Here is an 18,215-nt window from a genome sequence, read left to right as displayed (position 1 = left end):
GGCTACCTCTCGATCTTGCCGTAGCGGCGTTCCAGCCAGCGCAGCAGCACGACCGAGCAAAGACTGATGGCGAGGAAGAAAGCACCGACCAGCGTGATCGGTTCGAGATAACGATAGTAGGTGTTGGCGACGCTTTTGGCCTGGTTCATCAACTCCAGAACGGTGATCGCCGAGAGCAGCGGCGTCTCCTTGAACATGGCGATGAAGTAGTTGGCCAATGCCGGGATCATCGGTGGAATGGCCTGCGGGATGATGATGTGCGACCAGGTCTGCCTGGCGCTGAGATTGCACGCCTTGGCGGCCTCCCATTGGCCACGCGGCACATTGTCGATGCCGGCGCGGTAGACCTCCGCCGTGTAGGTGCCGTAGTGCAGGCCGAGCCCGATGACGCCGGCGACCAGTGGCGGCAAAAGGATGCCGATGTCGGGCAATACGTAGAAGATGAAATAGAGCTGGACCAGAAGCGGTGTGCCGCGGATGAATTCGGCCACCCAGCCAACGCTGCGCGACAGGGCCTTGTTGGGCGAGCGGCGCGCCAGCGCGATGCCCAGACCAACGATCGCGGCCAGCACCGAACCGAGCAGCGTCGCCAGGATGGTGATCTTCACCCCCTGGATCAGGGTCGGCATGATCTCCCGGACGAAATTCCAATCCCAATCCATCAGACGCGCACTCCATCGAGGCCGCGCGCCATGCGGCGTTCCAGCGAGCGCACGCCCCAGGAGATGAGCAGGGCGAGGATAAAGTAGATGACAAGGATGGTGGCGAACGGCACCATGGTGTTGCCGGTCTGGGCACGCACCACCTGGGCCTGGAAGGTCAGGTCCGCGAGCGAGATCAGCGAGACGACCGATGTCGCCTTGAGCAGTTCGATGGCATTGTTGCCGAAGGTCGGCAGCATGACCAGGAACGCCTGCGGCAGGATGACGTGGCGCAGGCCATGCCAGCGGCCAAGGTTGAGCGCGATGCAGGCCTCGTGCTGCTCGCGGCCGATCGACTGCACGGCGCCGCGCACCACCTCGGCGGCATAGGCGCCGACATTGAGCCCCAGCGCCAGCACGCCGGCCTGTAGCGGGGTCAATTCCAGCCCCACCAGGGGCAGGACGAAATAGGCGAAGAACAGTTGCACGAAGATCGAGGTGCCGCGGAAGAACTCGATATAGGCGGTGGCGAGCGCACGCAGGACGAAGAAGCGCGACAGCCGCCCCATGCCGGCGAGGAAGGCCATGATCAGGGCAAGCACCGACCCCATCAGCGCCAGCTCGATGGTGACAAGCGCTCCCTGCAATATCAGGCCGAAATAGCCGGACCACTGGGTCATCTGGGTTCCAATGTTGGCGGTTAGCTTCCTTCTCCCCGTTCAACGGAGGGTCGAGAAGCGGTCCGCGTAGCGGGCGAAAAGCCAATTGCTTGGCTTTTCGAGCGACGAAAGCCGGCAGGCAGATGAGGGGCAGCGCTGACCTATCCGATGCCGGCGCCGCCCCTCATCCGTCACTCCGTGACACCTTCTCCCCGTGAACGGGGAGAAGGCAAAAATCACTTCGCGGCGCAGAGCTTGTCGCGGGTCGTCGACATCGCGGCGGCGGCCGAGAAGCCATAGGGCTCGATGATCTTGGCGAAGTCACCCGACTTCTTCATCTTGGCGAGCTCGACATCGAACGCATCGCGTAGCGCCTCGTCGCCCTTCTTGAAGGCGGCGCCGTCGCAATAGACCGGCGCGCCCTGGACCGGCGCGATCACTTCGAGGTTCGGATCGTTGGCCTTCTTCATCAGATCGTTGATGGAAAGCACCGGCAGCGAATAGGCGTCGATGCGACCGTCCTGCACCATCTTCAAGCCGCTCTGGCCATCCGGCACGACGATGACGCGTTCACGCGGCACGCCGGCATTGAGCGCCAGCTTCTCCTCGGTGCCGCCGCCGGGCGCGCCGATCGTGGCGGAGGTGTCCTTGGCGACATCCTCGTAGCTCTTGAAACCCTTCGGATTGCCCTTCTTCACCAGCATCGCCTCGGCGTCGCAGAGAACCGGCTCGGAATAGGCGACCGCGGCGCAACGCTCCGGCTTCATGAACAGGCCGGCGGTGACGACGTCGAAGCGGCCGGCCTGCAGGCCGGGGATCATGGCGCCATATTCCGAGATCGAGGCAGCCACATCGGCGACACCCAGGCGCTTGAAGATCTCGCGCGCCACGTCCGGCGCCGCGCCGGAGACCTTGCCGTCGGCGGCGACCGCAGTATAGGGCGGCTCGTTGGCAATGGCGAGGCGGGCGAAGCCCTGCGCCTTCAGCTGTTCGAGCTTGCTGTCGTCGGCCGAACCCGGGATCGAGGCGGCCAGCACGGCCGAAAGCGCGAGACCGGCTACGCCGGCCAGAATGCCAAGTTTCTTCATTGTTCCCAACTCCTTGTTCTTGTCTTGGTTTGCGTGATTTCAGGACGGCATTCGCCGCCTTGGCATGCGGTCAGACACGGTGTCCGGCCGCGATGATCTTCTTCAGGAACCCTTGCGTGCGTTCCTGCTTGGGATTGCGGAAAATCTCGTCGGGCTTGCCTTCCTCGACGATCCTGCCGCGATCGAAGAACAGCACCCGGTCGGCGAAGTCGTGGGCAAAGCCCATTTCGTGGGTGACCAGCAGCATGGTCATGTCGGTTTCAGCGCAGAGCCGCCACAGGACGTTCAGCACCTCCTCGACCAGTTCCGGATCGAGGGCCGACGTCACCTCGTCGAACAGCATGATCTTCGGTTGCAAGGCCAGCGCCCTGGCGATCGCCACGCGCTGCTTCTGGCCGCCGGAGAGCTGTGCCGGCATGGCCTTGGCCTTGTCGGCCATGCCGACCATGTCGAGCAGTTCCATCGCCCGCTTCTGCGCGGCGGCGCGCGGCGTGCCCTTGGTCAGCATCGGCGCCAGCGTCACATTGTCGATGACGCTCTTGTGGGGAAACAGGTTGAACAGCTGGAAGACCATGCCGATCTTCTGGCGCATCTTCGCCAGATGCCGCTCGTCGGCCGGCAGCAACTGGCCGTTGCGTTCCATGTGGTAGAGCTGTTCACCCTCGATCTGGATGTGGCCGCCGTCGATGCGTTCCAGCGTCATCAGGATGCGCAGGATCGTCGTCTTGCCGGAACCGGAAGGGCCGATCAGCGCCAGCTTCTCGCGCGGCATGACCTGCATCGACAGGCCGTCCAGCACCTTGAAGGCACCGAAGCTCTTCGAAATGGCGTCTACCTTGATGATGGGCGCGGTTGCGGACAAATGAATTTCCCCTGCTGGAGAAGCCTATGCCCTTAACGATGGGGAACGCACCAAATCATGTCAATTGGGAAAATAATATCATGACAATATTTCCCATTCCGCACAATTTGAGGAGCATTGCGGGCCTAGATCGCAAGCAGAAGATGCTCCGGATCGCCAAGCAAGAGCTTGGTGACAACGCCGAGGCCGGCGCGCAGTTCCCCTTCGGTGGTCGAACCCAGCGAGATGCGGACCGCCGGATGCCACGGCGCCTCCGAGATGCGGAAAGAGGTTCCGGGCGCGATGGCCACGCCTTGCAGACGGGCCTGGGCGACAAAGCTCTCCTCGGCGCGGTCGGCGGGCAGTTGCAGCCAGATGTGCAATCCGTCGCGACGGGCGCGGTAGTCGACCCCGGCAAGCACCTCGGCGGCGATGTCCTGGCGGCGGCGCAATGCCGCGCGCTGCCAGCGCACCAGTTCCATCGCGGTGCCGTCCGTCACCCATTTGGTGGCGATCTCGGCCACCATCGGTGTCGCCATCCAGTTCGAGACGAGATGCCGGTTGGCGACGGCGGCGACGTATCGGTCGGGCGCCGCGAGGTAGCCGATCCGCAGGCCGGGCACGGTGATCTTGGTGAAGGAGGTGACGTAGAGCGTACGCTCCGGGGCGAAAGCGGCGACAGCCGGCGGCCTGTCCTCGACCAGCGGCCCCAGCACATCGTTTTCGATGATCGCAATGTCGTGCTTGCGCGCCACCGCCGCGATCTGCTCACGGCGCTGGGCATCCATGAGCGTTGCCGTGGGATTTATGACGGACGGCTGGACGAACACCGCACGAATGTCGGAAAGCCGGCAGGCTTCGTCGAGTGCCTCCGGAATGAGGCCATTGCCGTCGATCGGCAGGCCCTCGAGGTTGAAGCCGAGATAACGGGCAAGCGGCACCAGCGTGTGGTGGCCGATGGCCTCGGTGGCCACGGTCGAACCCGGAGGCGCGACGCTCATCAACGCCACTGTCATGCCCGCCGTGGCGCCGTTGGTCAGGCTGATGTTCTGCGCCGAGGCGTCCAGCCCGCACAGTTTCAGCCATTCGACGGCGACCGCGCGGTGGCGCGGAAACACCATATTGGGCCGAAACGACAGCGCCGAACTCGACGGCAGGTTCTCGGCGAGCCAGCCCAGCGCCTGCTTCATCCGCTCCAGGTGCATCGGCTCGCAGACCGGCTTCAGGATGGAGAGGTCGATGACCTCGCCTAGGCGTTCGGGCAGATAGGGCGGTTCCGGTTCGCGGCGCTGTGTCTGGACAAAGCTGCCGCGGCCGATCTCGCCCGAGATCAGGCCGCGCCGGATCAATTCCTCATAGGCGCGGCTGACCGTCTGCACCGAAAGCTTGAGGTCGTCGGCCAACCGGCGATGGGTCGGCAGTTGCACGCCATTGGCGAGGCGTCCGTCATGGATGGCGCGCGCGAACTGGTCGGCAAGCGACTGATAGGCAGGCCGCCGGATGAGCGCGGGGTCAGGTTGCCACAATGTCATGACTTATTAGAGATCGAAATCAGTGCAATTGACAATCGAAATAATGCGCCATCATGCTACTGTGGACGAAAAAGTGAGACCTGATGACGCCAGCCAAACTCGACCCGATCGACCTCAAAATCCTCGACGCCATCCAGCGCGACGGACGCATCACCAAGCTGGCCCTGGCCGAGCAGGTCGGACTGTCGCCGACGCCGTGCTGGATGCGGCTGCGCAAGCTGGAGAAGGCCGGCATCGTCTCGGGCTACCACGCCCGGGTCGCCATGCGTCTCGTGGCTCCGGTTGCCACGGTGCTGATGGAAGTGACGCTGGCCAGTCACCGTCAGGCCGATTTCGACCGCTTCGAGCGCGCCATCCGCGACATCGACGAGATCGTCGCCTGCTGGTCGGTGGGCGGCGGCGTCGACTATGTGCTGAAGGTGATGGCGCGCGACATCGACGCCTACCAGCGCCTGGTGGATTCCCTGTTGGAGCGTGAGATCGGCATCGACCGCTACTTCACCTACATCGTCATCAAGACGGTGAAGGATGATATCGCGCTGCCCATAGCCGATCTGTTGCCGACGTCGACATAGACCGGAGAGATCGGCTGCCCTGTCGTCGCAATAGAGAGATTCTCTCTATGGCCGGGCGTCCAAACAGCCTCTCTGTCTACCGGTGACGGGTAGTCTTCCCGGATCAAACCGAACCGGGAGGCTTCGACCATGTCCGCGCATTTCGCCCGCTCGTATCGCCACGAAGCGCTCGACCGGCTCGCCGACCGCCGGTTGCTGCGCGAACTCGCCTATGTCGATGGCCATTGGACGGCGAGCGAGGCGGCCGAGAGTTTTGAAGTCACCGATCCGGCGACCGGCACCACGGTCGCCTTCGTCGCCGCGCTCGACGCGGGGCAGACGACGAGAGCGATCGATGCCGCCGCCCGCGCCCTGCCGGCTTGGCGGGCGCTGCTGCCGCAGGAGCGTTCGAAAATCCTGCGAAAATGGTTCGAGTTGATCATCGCCGCGAAAGACGACCTCGCCCTGCTGATGACGCTCGAGCAGGGCAAGCCTCTGAAGGAGTCGCTCGGTGAAATCGACTACGCGGCTTCGTTCGTCGAATGGTATGCCGAAGAGGCAAAACGTCTCAACGCCGAAAGCGTCACCAGCCATCTGCCGAATGCGGAAATGATGGTGCGGCGCGAGCCGCTCGGCGTCGTCGGCGTCGTCACGCCGTGGAATTTTCCCTCGGCGATGCTGACGCGCAAGGTGGCCGCGGCACTTGCCGCCGGCTGCACCATCGTGGCGCATCCGTCTTCGGAAACGCCGCTGTCGGCGCTGGCGCTGGCCGAACTCGGCGAGCGCGCCGGCCTGCCTGCCGGCGTCTTCAACATCATCACCGGCAAGGCCGCGACGATCGTCGGGCGCCTGTGCGAAGACCCGCGCGTGCGCGCCATGAGTTTCACCGGCTCGACCGAGATCGGCCGGCTGATCGCCGCCCAGAGCGCGCCGACGATGAAGCGGCTGGTGATGGAACTCGGCGGCCACGCGCCGCTGATCGTCTTTGCCGACGCCGATCTCGACAAGGCCGTGAGCATCGCCATCGACGCAAAGTTCGCCACGTCGGGGCAGGATTGCCTTGCCGCCAACCGCATCTATGTCCACCGCCCGATTTATGACCGCTTCTGCGCCGCCTTTGCCAAGCGGATCGAGATGCTGCGTACAGGCAATGGACTCGCCGACGACTCCGACATCGGGCCGCTGATGCACGAACGCGCCGTCAAGAAGGTCGAGGAACAGGTCGCCGACGCCATGGCCTTTGGCGCGCATTGCCTCGCCGGTGGCACGCGGCACCGGGCCGGACCGCTCTTCTACCAGCCGACGCTGCTGGCCGATGTGCCCGACGACGCGCTGATCATGCGCGAGGAGACGTTTGGTCCCGTGGCCGCAGTTACACCTTTCGACGACGAGAACGAGGTGATCGCCCGCGCCAACGCCACCGAATATGGGCTCGTCGCCTATGTCGTGACCGAGAATGGCGCGCGCCAGCAGCGCATGGGCCGCGCGCTCGACTACGGCATGGTCGCCGTCAACCGCGTGAAGATCACCGGCGCGCCGATCCCGTTCGGTGGCGTTAAGCAATCCGGCATCGGCCGCGAAGGCTCACGCCACGGGATAGAAGCTTTTACCGACCTCAAATATCTCTGCCTCGATGTAGCGTAAGCTGTGCAGGCCTCATTCTCGTCAGGAGTCAAAAAGATGCTCGACCAGTCCAACGAACTTTCCGCCTGGGATCGCGACCACTTCTTCCATCCCTCCACCCATATGGGCACGCATGCGCGCGGTGAATCGCCGACGCGGATCATGGCCGGCGGCGAAGGCGTCACCGTCTGGGACAATAATGGCAGGAAGAGCATCGACGCCTTCGCCGGCCTCTATTGCGTCAATGTCGGCTACGGCCGCCAAAAGATCGCTGACGCCATCGCCGCGCAGGCAAAGAACCTTGCCTATTACCACGCCTATGTCGGTCACGGCACCGAGGCCTCGATCACGCTGGCCAAGATGATCATCGACCGCGCACCGAAGGGCATGTCACGCGTCTATTTCGGCCTCTCCGGTTCGGATGCCAACGAAACCAATATCAAGCTGATCTGGTACTACAACAACGTGCTCGGCCGGCCGGAGAAGAAGAAGATCATCTCGCGCTGGCGCGGCTATCACGGCTCGGGCGTGATGACGGGATCGCTGACCGGGCTCGAGCTCTTCCACAATGCCTTCGACCTGCCGCGCGCGCCGGTCCTGCACACCGAGGCGCCCTATTATTTCCGCCGCGCCGACCGCTCGATGAGCGAGGAGCAGTTTTCGCAGCATTGTGCCGACAAGCTCGAGGAGATGATCCTGGCGGAAGGGCCTGAAACAGTCGCCGCCTTCATCGGCGAGCCGATCCTGGGCACCGGCGGCATCGTGCCGCCGCCCGCCGGCTATTGGGAAAAGATCCAGGCAGTGCTGAAAAAATACGACGTGCTGCTGGTCGCCGACGAGGTGGTGACTGGCTTCGGGCGGCTCGGCACCATGTTCGGCTCCGACCATTACGGCATCAAACCCGACCTGATCACCATCGCCAAGGGTCTCACCTCGGCCTATGCGCCGCTGTCGGGTGTCATCGTCGCCGACAAGATGTGGCAGGTGCTGGTGCAGGGCTCCGACAAGCTCGGCTCGCTCGGCCATGGCTGGACCTATTCGGCGCATCCGATCTGCGTTGCCGCCGGTGTCGCCAATCTCGAACTGATCGATGAGATGGACCTGGTGAAAAACGCCGGCGAGACCGGCGCCTATTTCCGCGCGGAGCTAGCAAAGGCCGTTGGCGGCCACAAACATGTCGGCGAGGTGCGCGGCGACGGCATGCTGGCGGCGATCGAATTCGTGAAGGACCGCGACGACCGCGTCTTCTTCGATCCCTCGCTGAAGATCGGACCGCAGGTCGCCACCGCGCTGGCGGCGAGCGGTGTCATCGGCCGCGCCATGCCGCAGGGCGACATTCTCGGCTTCGCGCCGCCGCTCTGCCTGACCCGCGCGGAAGCCGATATCGTCGTTTCGAAGACGGCGGATGCAGTGAAGAGCGTGTTTTCCAGCCTCTGAGATAAAGACATGAATGCCATGACGAAAACCGTTCCCGCCACCATGGCCGCCGTGCTGCTGACCGGGCACGGCGGACCGGAAAAGCTCGTCTACCGCACCGATGTGAAAGTGCCCGCGCCCGCCGCCGGCGAAGTGCTGGTCAAGGTCAGCGCCTGCGGCATGAACAACACCGATGTCTGGGTGCGCCAGGGCGCCTATGGCACGGAAGAGGACGCAGGCGCGGTGTCGACCTGGCGCCGCCAGGGCAACACGCTTGTCTTCCCGCGTATCCAGGGGACCGACACGGTGGGACATATCGCCGCCGTCGGCGACGGCGTTTCGCCCGACCGTATCGGCGAACGGGTGATGGTCGACTTCTCCATCTACAACCGCGACGACGATTCGCTTGCCGACATCGACTATATGGGTCATGGCCGCGATGGCGGTTATGCCGAGTATCAGTCCGTGCCGGCGGAAAACGCGCATGTCGTCGACACGCCGTTGAGCGACGTCGAACTCGCCACGTTCTGCTGCGCCTACCTCACCGGGGAACAGATGCTGGAACGCGCCGCGCTCAAGGCCGGCGAACGCGTGCTGGTCACCGGCGCCTCCGGCGGCGTCGGCTCGGGCATCGTGCAACTGGCCCGGGCGCGCGGCGCCATTCCCTACGCCGTCGTTGGCAAGGGCAAGGAGCAGGCTGTGCTCGACATCGGCGCCGAGGCCGTGATCACCCGTGGCGTCGCCGACCTGCCGCAAGCCGTGGCCGAGGCAACGGGCGGCCAGCCGATCGATGTCGTCGCCGATCTCGTCGGCGGCGCGATCTTCAACGATCTGCTGCGGATCCTCAGGCCCGAGGGCCGCTACACCACCGCCGGCGCGATCGCCGGTCCGGTCGTGCAGCTCGACCTCAGGACGATGTATCTCAAGCAGTTGCAACTCAATGGGTCGAGCCAGGGCACACGCGCAGACTTCCGCCGCATCGTGCGCTATATCGAGGAGGGCAAGATCCGGCCGCTGGTCGGCGGCGTCTACAGGCTTTCGAATTTCCAACAGGCGCAGGCCGACTTCGTCGCCAAGGACTTCGTCGGCAAGCTGGTGGTGGTGCCCGATGCCGTTGCGGAGGAGCCGGCGTAGTTTTTCGGAATCCTGGCATCTCCTCGACGCCGCTGCCATAATCGGAATGGCTTGCAGTCCGGGCCGCAAGTGGCCACAAACTGTGATGCCCGCCGCACCGCGGCCGGGACGCGATCACAGGATACAGGCCAGACATGACAGCCCGGATGATACTGCTCGACGCCAAGCCACTCAGCGCGGCTGACGTCGCCGAGATCGCGCGGCGCAATGCGCGGTTGATGCTGGGCGAGGAGGCGATGCGCCGGATCCGTGCGAGCCGCGCGCTGATCGAGCACCTGACCCAGCTCGGCAAGCCGATGTACGGCGTCACGACAGGCCTCGGCGCCTGTGTCGACACGCCGCTCGCACAGGCCGACCTGATCGCCTTCCAGCACAGCGTTCCGCTCAGCCACAGCATGGGCATCGGCCCGGCTCTTCCGACCGAGGCGGTGCGCGCGCTGATGACCGCGCGCATTTCTGGCATGGCCGCCGGCGGTACCGGCACTTCGGAACGCGTGGTGACGGGGCTTGTCGCGGCGCTCAACGCCGGCGTCCATCCGGTGATCCCGACATGGGGGTCGATCGGGGCGGCCGACCTCGCCCATCTCGGTCACATGGCGAGGGCGCTGCGCGGTGACGGCGAGATAGAGTTCCAGGGCCGGATCATGCCCTCGGCGGAGGCACTTGCTCTCGCCGGGCTGGAGCCGCTCGACCTGCGTGAGAAGGACGGCCATGCTCTCATCGTCGCCAACAGCCTGTCGACGGGCACGGCCTGCCTTTGCCTCGAAGACGTCGCCAATCTCATCGACTGGGGATTGGCGGCGGTAGCACTCAACTACGAGGCGTTCCGCTCTTCCCTCACCGCCATCGACGCGGATGCCCTGGCCGCGCGGCCGGCCTTCGGCCAGCGCGAGATCGGCGCGCGGCTGCGCACCGAACTTGCCGGAAGCGGCCTGTGGAAGGACAAGGCGGCGCGCCGCCTCCAGGATCCGCTCAGCTACCGCTGCGTGCCGCAGGTCTGGGGTGGCCTACTGCACGCGTTCGAACAGGCGAGGCTGGCGACCGAGATCGAACTCATCCATTCGGGCGACAACCCGGTGATCCTGCCCGAAGACGAGCGGGTCGTCTCGAACGGCAATTTCGACCTCACGGCGATGACGCTGGCCTGGGAGCATCTCGGCCAGGCGCTCGCGCATTGCGCGGTCGGCATCGCCAATCGCTGCATGAAGCTGATGTCGCCGACGATTGCGGAACTGCCGCGCTTCCTGTCGGCCAGGGGCGGCAGCCGCCAAGGCTACGCGGAACTGCAAAAGCCATTGTCAGCGCTGGAGGCAGAGATCCGGCATCTGGCCAATCCGATGTCGCTCAGCCCGCTCGCGGTTTCGGACGGCATCGAGGACCAGTCGTCCATGGCGCCACGCGTTGTGGCCAAGACGGGCGAGATCGTCGAGCGCCTGCGCTTTCTCGTTGCCATGGAGCTGATCTTCGCGGCGACGGGCGTGGAACTACGCGGCGTCGTCGACAGCATGGGCGAAGGGCCGCGGCGCACCTTTGCCGCCGTGCGTGCGCTCGTCAGCCCGCTCGACGACGACCGCGAGATGAGCACCGACATGACGCGCGTCGCCCGGATGGTGGCCGGCCCCCGGGACTGACCGGCGGCCTGTTTGCAGCGATCGGCGTCGCCGACATCCGGATCCGCCGACCCGCAGAAATACCGCGTGTCGTGCGCCGTCGCATGAAATGCAAAGAAACAAAACGAAGAGATGCTGCGAAATCTCTTGCCGACAGAAATTGACCATATTAGAAATGGCGAATACATTTCCCCTTGCACTAAAATAACTAGGCCTACGTTTACCTGCCGCAAGCACTTCGAAAGTATCCGGGGCCATGGCCGGCGGGGTGCGCGTCCCGCAACAATGAGAGTGTCCATCTAGTGGCCAATGACGGCCGGCCGTTTGCCTGATCCGGTACCCCTGATCCTGTCTGGAGGAATCCCATGGCCAACACCTACAAGGTCCATTTCGTCAGCAATCGAAACCCGATCGTCAACAGTCAGGGCCGGATCATCGGTTTTGGCCCCAAGCTCAGCCAGGCCAACGGCGTCGATATCCGCTACGGAGAAGTCCAGGTGACGGTCACCGGAGCTCCCAAGCAGGGCAAGATCGTGCCCGGCACCTTGCTCGTGTACGACGAGAAGATACTGGTCGAGAAGGGCAAGGCCCAGATTCGCGGAAGCGACCAGATGTTTGCCACGCTTCATCCGGCATTCAGTGCGGCAAAGACGGTCATCCTGTTCGCGCATGGTTTCTACAACACCTTTTCCGACAGTGTCGAACGCGCGGCGACGATCCTCAGCTTCTACGGAATTGACGCCGAGATCATCGTTTTCAGCTGGCCGTCCGCCGGAACATTTGCCGGCTACCAGCATGACCGGGCATCGTCCCGGCAAAGCGGTCCCGCGTTTGCCCGGGTGATCCGCAGGCTGGCGTCGGAGCTTGCAGGCCTTGCCCCGACCGCGCCGCGTCCGACCGTTCATCTGCTGTGTCACAGCATGGGAAACTATGTCCTGCGTTTCGGCGTTCAGGCATTGCTGGCACAGCCGCAGGATACAAAACCCGGTGAGACGCAGCCCGCCGTTCCGGCGACGCATCTTCCGACCATATTCAACCAGATCATTCTTGCCGCCGCCGACGAAGACTCCGACGCATTCGACCGTCAGGACAAACTGAAGGCACTGCCTGACCTCGGACGTGGGGTCACCGTCTATTATACCCACAAGGACTGGGTGCTGACGTTCCTGAGCGCTGGAGTTGAACTGAACGGCCCTCGGCTCGGCGCTGGAGGACCAGACAACATGGCGACCATCAGCGACAAGGTGACCGCGGTGGACGTGAGCGAGGTTGTTCCAACCCAACTCAATATGAACAGCCATCAATATTACCGGCTCTATACGCCGGTGCGCGACGATGAAGTCGCTGTTCTGGCGGGCCAGGCACCCGACAAAATCCATAAGCGGGCTGCGACGGGTGTTCCGCATCGATACCGGATCGAGCCCTGAGCACGGGGGGAGTGATTACCTGAACCCTATTGGTAAGGGCCTCTGAGATTTAGCGTCTCGGCCAACAGGCAAAAACGATTTGTCAGCCGGACGAACTCCTCGCCTTGTTCGGCGACGATCTTGCCCCGCTCATCCGGCCCGGCATTGGCGAGCATGCTCCAAAGTCGGGTTTGCCGGTCGCAGAGATCAGCCAATTCGGAGCGTTCCTCCGCGCTCAATTTCAAAAGATCGTCAGATGTAACCGGCCCGATGCCCGGGGGTGCGGCAGAACCTTGGGAGAGGTACTGAGGCGGAACAATGCCTTTTGCGTTCACCACCGTCTTTCGGCGGATGACGTCGAAGATCTGGTCGACAGCCTGTTTGGCGCCGGCGACGCGCGAAGGATGGTCGGTATCGGCCGCGGCATGCGGCAGAAGTTCAAGCCTGGCGCCGTGTTTCTCGACGAGGCCGAGATAAGGCAGCATCGGGCCGGACAGCTTGCCGGTCGACACATCGCTGAACAGGTCGGCATCGATCGCTGCGTGGCGCACGTGCCCTCTATTCAGCGCGTCGGCCAAGGCCGCAACGTCGACAAGCTCACCGCGATCGTAGTTGACCAGCACCGCCCCCCTGTTCATGCGGGACAAGACGTCGGCACCGACGAGACCGGCATTGGCGTAACGGCCGGTCTGCGCATCCTGCTTGCCGAGGCCGACATGGACGCTGAGCACATCGGCGCCTTTGGCCGCATCGGCAAGGTCCGCCGCATAGACGAAGCCTTCGGCCTCTATCCAGTCGCGATGCCGGGGCCGTGCATGGATCACCACGCGCATGCCGAAGGCACGGGCAAGCTTGGCCACCTCCCTGCCGATATTGCCGTAACCGATGATCGCAATGGTCTTGCCTTCGAGCTTCTCGGTGGGAAAATCGCGCAGTTCCCTGCCGGTGTCGAAGGCACCGCGCGCCACCCGATCGTGCAGCATGTCGACCGGGAGATCCGGCAGCACTTTCAGGATCGCCTTCATCGCCATCTGCGCGGTGGCGCGGCTGTTGATGCCGGGCGTGTTCATCAGCACCGCGGTGCCGCCCTCGCCGCTGCCGCCGCCCCAGGAGCGCGAGCCCATATTGCCGGTGCCGGCACCGATGCGCACGCCGGCCAGCGGGAAGACGGTTTCGGCGGGCAGGAAAGTCGCCGCAGCGATGACGGCGTCATAGCGCCCGTCGCCGGCGGCCTCTATCAGCTCTTCGCGCGTGCTGAGATCCGGCTGGTAGAAGAAATGAACGCGCCCGCGTTCCAGAGCGGCCTTGTCGTCAAGTCCGGCCACATGGAAGCGACCGCCCTTGGCTTCGATATGGGCACGCACCTCCGAAGGGTCGGGCTTGCCGTCTGATCCGAAGCGCAGGCCGATCAGATCACAGATCAGCACGGTGTAGATCGCCTGCGGATCGATTGGGTCCTGGGCCTGTGTGTTTGCGATCACGTCATTCCTCCATGCAAGAACGGCACGGCCTGCCACGACAGCGGGGGGTTCCGAACAATCAGAACCTATCGGCCCGAAACGGCGCGAGATCGATCACCGGCGGCAGACCAGCAGCGAGTTGCGACACGATCTTTGCCGGGGACCGCGCCGCCGATCAGGCCTTGATGGCCATGGCCGAAGGCGTAGATGACGTTCTTTGCCCGCGAAACGCGGTCGATGACCGGAATACTGTCGGGCGTACCGGGGCGATGACCCATCCAGCGCGTGACCTCGCCGTGAGGCACCACCGCGCCGGGCCACAGCTGGCGACGATGGCGACGGCCATTGGCGGCACCGCCTTTCAGGCACAGTGCGATGCCGCCATTGGCCTCTTGAACGGGCAAGTCGGACGCGCGTAAAATCGCGCTATCTGATTGAGTCTGCTACATTCGTTCGGGCTAATGTCCCGGATCGGTCTGGGTATTTTCCTTGCTTACGGATGCAACCAGCGCGGCCAAGCGCGGCAAATCATTTGCCCATGTGGCGGAAGCCTCCTGGGGCAAGGGCCTCAGCACCTTGTTGCGTATCGTGCGCATGACGCTGCGCCATCCCTGGCAGGTGGCGATCACGCTGATCTCGACCTTCATTGCCGCGACGCTGCAGCTTTTCATTCCGCGCCTGTTGGGACGTGCCATCGACCAGGCGCAAGGCGTGATGGCCGCGGGCGCCGGCACTGCCGCCGAGCAGGCGCTGTGGAATACGGCGCTGACGCTGCTGGTCGTCAGCATCCTGCGCGGTCTCTTCACCATGGCGCAGAACTATTATGGCGAGGCCGTCGGGCACCGAACCGGCTACGAATTGCGCCTCGCCTTCTACGAGAAGATCCAGCGGCTGAGCTTTTCCTACCACGACAAGGTCCATACGGGCGATCTCATCACGCTCGGGCTGCTCGATCTCGACGGCGTGCGCATGTTCTTTTCGACCGGCATATTGCGCGTGGTGCTGCTCGGCGTGCTGATCGGCGTCGGCGCCTATCTCCTGATCAGCACCGATCTCGTGCTTGGGCTGCTCAGCCTGAGCTTCGTGCCGTTCGTTGCCTGGCGCTCATCGGTGACGCAGCTCAGGCTGCGCAGCACCTGGCTGACCTTGCAGGAGCGCCTGTCGGTGCTGAGCCGGGTGATGGACGAGAACCTCGGCGGCATCCGTGTCGTGCGCGCCTTCGCGGCGCAGCGGCACGAGCTCGCGAAATTCGACCGCGCCAAGCAGGCCGCGCTGGAGCTGGCCAATGAGCGCGTCGACATCCGCGTCTCCAACACCGGTGCCATGAACTTTTCGTTCCTCGCCGCGATGGGACTGGTGCTGTGGTTCGGCGGCCAGAAGGTGATCGCGGGCCAGATCAGCGTCGGCACGCTGGCGCAGTTCCTCACCTTCATGACCATATTGCAGATGCCGGTGCGCCAGCTCGGACTGATGGTCAACTCCTTCGCGCGCGCCTCGACCTGCGGCACGCGGCTGTTCGAACTGCTCGACACGGACCTCGACATCAAGGATGCGCCTGGTGCCCGTGAACTCGTCATCACCGACGGGCTGCTGCGCTTCGACAATGTCGGGTTCCGCTATGAGGGCGCGGGCGAACGCCCGACGCTTTCCGGCATTTCCTTCGAAGCCAGGCCCGGCGAGACCGTCGGCATCGTCGGCCCGCCGGGCAGCGGCAAGTCGACCATCGCGCATCTGATCCCGCGCTTCTACGACGTCACATCGGGCGCGATCACCATCGACGGACAGGACATACGCGGGGTCACGCTGCAATCGCTGCGCAAAGCGGTGGGCGTCGTGCAGCAGGATGCGTTCCTGTTCACCACCTCGATCGAGAACAACATCGCTTACGGCAACCCCTGGGCGCGCGAGACCCGCATCGGCCAAGCCGCCGAATACGCACAGTTGCACAATTACATTATCGGGCTTCCGGCAGGCTACACCACGGTCGTCGGCGAGCGAGGCGCCTCGCTTTCCGGCGGCCAGAGGCAGCGCCTGACCATCGCGCGCAGCCTGATGCTCAGGCCATCGGTGCTGGTCTTCGACGATTCCACCGCAGCCGTCGACGCCGGCACCGAGCAGCGCATACGCGCGGCGATGAAGCGCTTCGCCAAGGATCGTGTAACGCTCATCATCTCGCACCGGCTGAGCTCGCTCATGCATGCCGACCAGATCCTGTTCGTCGAGGGCGGCCGGATCGTCGAGCGCGGCACGCATGAGCAATTGCTGGCGCTCGGTGGACGCTACCGCGCGCTCTACGATCTGCAACTGCGGCCGGACGACGATCGGCTCGAGGGAGCCGCCTGATGTCGACGCAGGACGATGACGACAAGGACGACAAGAGCGGGCGCCCGACCAAGGCCGTCGTCGGCTCGCACCGCGACGAGGAAGAGGTCTTCGGCAAGGCCTACGATCCGCGCATCGTCAGGCGCATCTGGAGCTTCGTGAAGCCGTATCAGAGCCGGATTTTCATCTCGGTCGCCGCGGTGCTGGTGTTCACGCTGACGCAACTCGCGATCCCGCTGGTCATCCGCTACGCCATTGACCATGGCATGGCCCCGGGCAGGCTCGACCGTTCGGTGATGATCTGCGCGATCGTCACCTTCACGGTGATCATCCTGATCAACTATGCCGCCAGCCATGTGCAGGAAAGCGTCGTCGGCAAGGTCGCCGAGAACGTGCTGTCGGACCTTCGCCGCGCCATGTTCAGCCATCTGCAAAGGGTTTCGCTGAGCTTCATGGACAAGACCGAGGTCGGCCGGCTGATGTCGCGCCTGCAGGGCGACGTCAACTCGATGCAGGAGTTCCTCGAAACCTCGGTCATGTCCGTCGGCGACATCGTGCTCCTGTTCGGCATCGTCACGGTGCTTCTGTGGCTGGATTTCCGGCTCGGGCTGCTGACGCTTTCGACCATGCCGATGCTGTTCATCGTGCGCCTGTTCTGGCTGCCGCGCGCCAAGGTCGCCTTCATGGCCGCGCACGAGACCAACTCGATCGCCAACGGCGCGCTCGCCGAAGGCATCCATGGTGTGCGCACAGTGCAGAGCCTGGAGCGCCAGCACGTCAATTTCGACCTCTATGACGAGAAGGTGCTGGCCAATCTCAACGCGCATCTGCGCTCGGCCAAATACGCGCAGGTGATGGTGCCGATCGTCGACACATTGACCGGCATCGCGATGGCGACCGTCATCGTCGTCGGCGGCTCGATGGTGCTGTCGCACAGCCTCGATGTCGGCGTCATGGTGGCCTTCCTGTTCTACATCCAGCGCTTCTTCGACCCGATCCGCTCGCTGACCATGCAATATTCCGTCATGCAGCGCGCCATGGCGTCGGGCCAACGCATCTCGGAAGTGCTCGATGTGCCGGTCGACGTCAGCGACAAGGAAGGCGCCATCGCGCTGTCGCGTGATATGGACGGCTCGGTCGAGTTCAGGAACGTCACCTTCGGCTACCGGCCGAACCAGCCGGTGCTGAAGAACATCTCGTTTCGGGTCAATCCGGGCGAGACGGTCGCGCTTGTCGGCCCGACCGGATCGGGCAAGTCCAGTTCGATGGCGCTGGTGCATCGCTTCTACGATGTCTGGTCGGGCGAAGTGCTGGTCGGCGGCCATGACGTGCGCGACCTGACGCAGGACTCGCTTGGCGACCAGGTGGCCATGGTGCTGCAGGAGCCCTTCCTGTTTTCCGGCACGGTGCTGGAAAACATCCGCTACCACAAGACATCAGCGTCTCGTGAAGAGGTGGTGCGTGCCGCGATTGCCGTCGGCGCACATGACTTCATCGAGGAATTGCCTCAGGGCTACGACACCGAATTGGAACAGCGCGGCGGCAATCTCTCGCTCGGCCAGCGCCAGCTGATCAGTTTTGCGCGGGCGCTGGTGGCCGACGCTAAGATACTGGTGCTGGACGAAGCGACGGCCAGCATCGATTCCTACACGGAGATGCTGATCCAGAAGGCGCTGATCAAATTGCTGGAGGGCCGCACCGGGCTGGTCATCGCGCATCGGCTGGCGACCATCCGCGGCGCCGACCGCATCATCGTCCTGCAGAATGGCGAGATCGTCGAAAGCGGCAACCACGAAGAGCTGATGCAGAGGAAAGGCCTGTACGCCCGCCTCTACAACATGAACTACGCTTCCTTCGACGACATCTCCGAGGACGAGATCAAAATGGACGCGGCGGTCGGCAAGGCGACCTGAGCGGCGCCTGTCGCCA

The 18,215-nt window shown here is 64.1% G+C and carries 14 protein-coding genes and 1 pseudogene; 8 read left to right on the top strand and 7 right to left on the bottom strand.

Annotated elements, in window-relative coordinates; genetic code table 11:
* Positions 1-2: 2 nt before the first annotated feature.
* From ehuD to FJ967_RS05150, 5 genes are all read right to left on the bottom strand, one after another.
* Complete coding sequence (gene ehuD, locus FJ967_RS05170) at positions 3-662, bottom strand: ectoine/hydroxyectoine ABC transporter permease subunit EhuD (RefSeq protein WP_140730618.1); 660 nt, start codon at positions 660-662, stop codon at positions 3-5.
* Positions 662-1,321 carry an ectoine/hydroxyectoine ABC transporter permease subunit EhuC gene (ehuC, locus tag FJ967_RS05165; protein ID WP_140730617.1) on the bottom strand — a complete coding sequence of 220 codons (660 nt, stop codon included), beginning with the start codon at positions 1,319-1,321 and terminating at the stop codon, positions 662-664. Before ehuC ends, ehuD begins: the two co-directional genes overlap by 1 nt.
* A gap of 215 nt (positions 1,322-1,536) precedes the next feature.
* Positions 1,537-2,388 carry an ectoine/hydroxyectoine ABC transporter substrate-binding protein EhuB gene (gene ehuB, locus FJ967_RS05160; protein WP_140730616.1) on the bottom strand — a complete coding sequence of 284 codons (852 nt, stop codon included), beginning with the start codon at positions 2,386-2,388 and terminating at the stop codon, positions 1,537-1,539.
* Between the two features lie 70 nt (positions 2,389-2,458).
* Entirely contained in the window at positions 2,459-3,250 is a 792-nt protein-coding gene (ehuA, locus tag FJ967_RS05155; RefSeq protein WP_140730615.1) for an ectoine/hydroxyectoine ABC transporter ATP-binding protein EhuA, read from the bottom strand.
* A gap of 125 nt (positions 3,251-3,375) precedes the next feature.
* Positions 3,376-4,761, bottom strand: coding sequence for a PLP-dependent aminotransferase family protein (locus tag FJ967_RS05150; protein ID WP_140730614.1), 1,386 nt, complete (start codon positions 4,759-4,761; stop codon positions 3,376-3,378).
* A gap of 83 nt (positions 4,762-4,844) precedes the next feature.
* Between FJ967_RS05150 and FJ967_RS05145 the strand changes: the two genes are divergently transcribed.
* The 6 genes from FJ967_RS05145 (at position 4,845) to FJ967_RS05120 (ending at position 12,525) form a co-directional block, all read left to right on the top strand.
* Positions 4,845-5,336 carry an Lrp/AsnC family transcriptional regulator gene (locus FJ967_RS05145; protein ID WP_140730613.1) on the top strand — a complete coding sequence of 164 codons (492 nt, stop codon included), beginning with the start codon at positions 4,845-4,847 and terminating at the stop codon, positions 5,334-5,336.
* Between the two features lie 129 nt (positions 5,337-5,465).
* A complete protein-coding gene (locus FJ967_RS05140) occupies positions 5,466-6,959 on the top strand; it encodes an NAD-dependent succinate-semialdehyde dehydrogenase (protein WP_140730612.1) in 1,494 nt (497 codons plus the stop codon).
* A 36-nt stretch (positions 6,960-6,995) separates the two neighbouring features.
* Positions 6,996-8,375, top strand: a complete 1,380-nt coding sequence (locus tag FJ967_RS05135; protein ID WP_140730611.1) for an aspartate aminotransferase family protein — start codon at positions 6,996-6,998, stop codon at positions 8,373-8,375.
* A 9-nt stretch (positions 8,376-8,384) separates the two neighbouring features.
* On the top strand, positions 8,385-9,488 hold the full coding sequence (locus FJ967_RS05130) for an alcohol dehydrogenase family protein (RefSeq protein WP_140730610.1): 1,104 nt from the start codon (positions 8,385-8,387) through the stop codon (positions 9,486-9,488).
* Positions 9,489-9,622: 134 nt separating this feature from the next.
* On the top strand, positions 9,623-11,119 hold the full coding sequence (gene hutH / locus FJ967_RS05125) for a histidine ammonia-lyase (protein ID WP_140730609.1): 1,497 nt from the start codon (positions 9,623-9,625) through the stop codon (positions 11,117-11,119).
* 344 nt (positions 11,120-11,463) lie between these two features.
* The gene (locus FJ967_RS05120) at positions 11,464-12,525 is read left to right on the top strand and encodes an alpha/beta hydrolase (protein WP_140730608.1); all 1,062 of its coding nucleotides are present in this window, start codon (positions 11,464-11,466) and stop codon (positions 12,523-12,525) included.
* Positions 12,526-12,761: 236 nt separating this feature from the next.
* Here FJ967_RS05120 and FJ967_RS05115 read toward each other — a convergent pair.
* Both FJ967_RS05115 and FJ967_RS05110 read right to left on the bottom strand, forming a co-directional pair.
* A pseudogene (locus FJ967_RS05115) lies at positions 12,762-13,937 on the bottom strand (2-hydroxyacid dehydrogenase); the annotation flags it as partial.
* A 113-nt stretch (positions 13,938-14,050) separates the two neighbouring features.
* Positions 14,051-14,368, bottom strand: coding sequence for an FAD-dependent oxidoreductase (locus FJ967_RS05110; RefSeq protein ID WP_246675176.1), 318 nt, complete (start codon positions 14,366-14,368; stop codon positions 14,051-14,053).
* Between the two features lie 85 nt (positions 14,369-14,453).
* On the opposite strand from FJ967_RS05110, the gene FJ967_RS05105 reads away from it, so the two are divergent.
* Entirely contained in the window at positions 14,454-16,307 is a 1,854-nt protein-coding gene (locus FJ967_RS05105; RefSeq protein ID WP_140730606.1) for an ABC transporter ATP-binding protein, read from the top strand.
* Positions 16,307-18,199 carry an ABC transporter ATP-binding protein gene (locus FJ967_RS05100; RefSeq protein ID WP_140730605.1) on the top strand — a complete coding sequence of 631 codons (1,893 nt, stop codon included), beginning with the start codon at positions 16,307-16,309 and terminating at the stop codon, positions 18,197-18,199. The genes FJ967_RS05105 and FJ967_RS05100 overlap by 1 nt, the downstream gene beginning before the upstream one ends.
* Positions 18,200-18,215 lie beyond the last annotated feature (16 nt).

Source organism: Mesorhizobium sp. B2-3-4, assembly GCF_006442315.1.
Taxonomy (GTDB): Bacteria; Pseudomonadota; Alphaproteobacteria; order Rhizobiales; family Rhizobiaceae; genus Mesorhizobium.
This window is presented reverse-complemented; position numbering and strand designations above follow the sequence as displayed.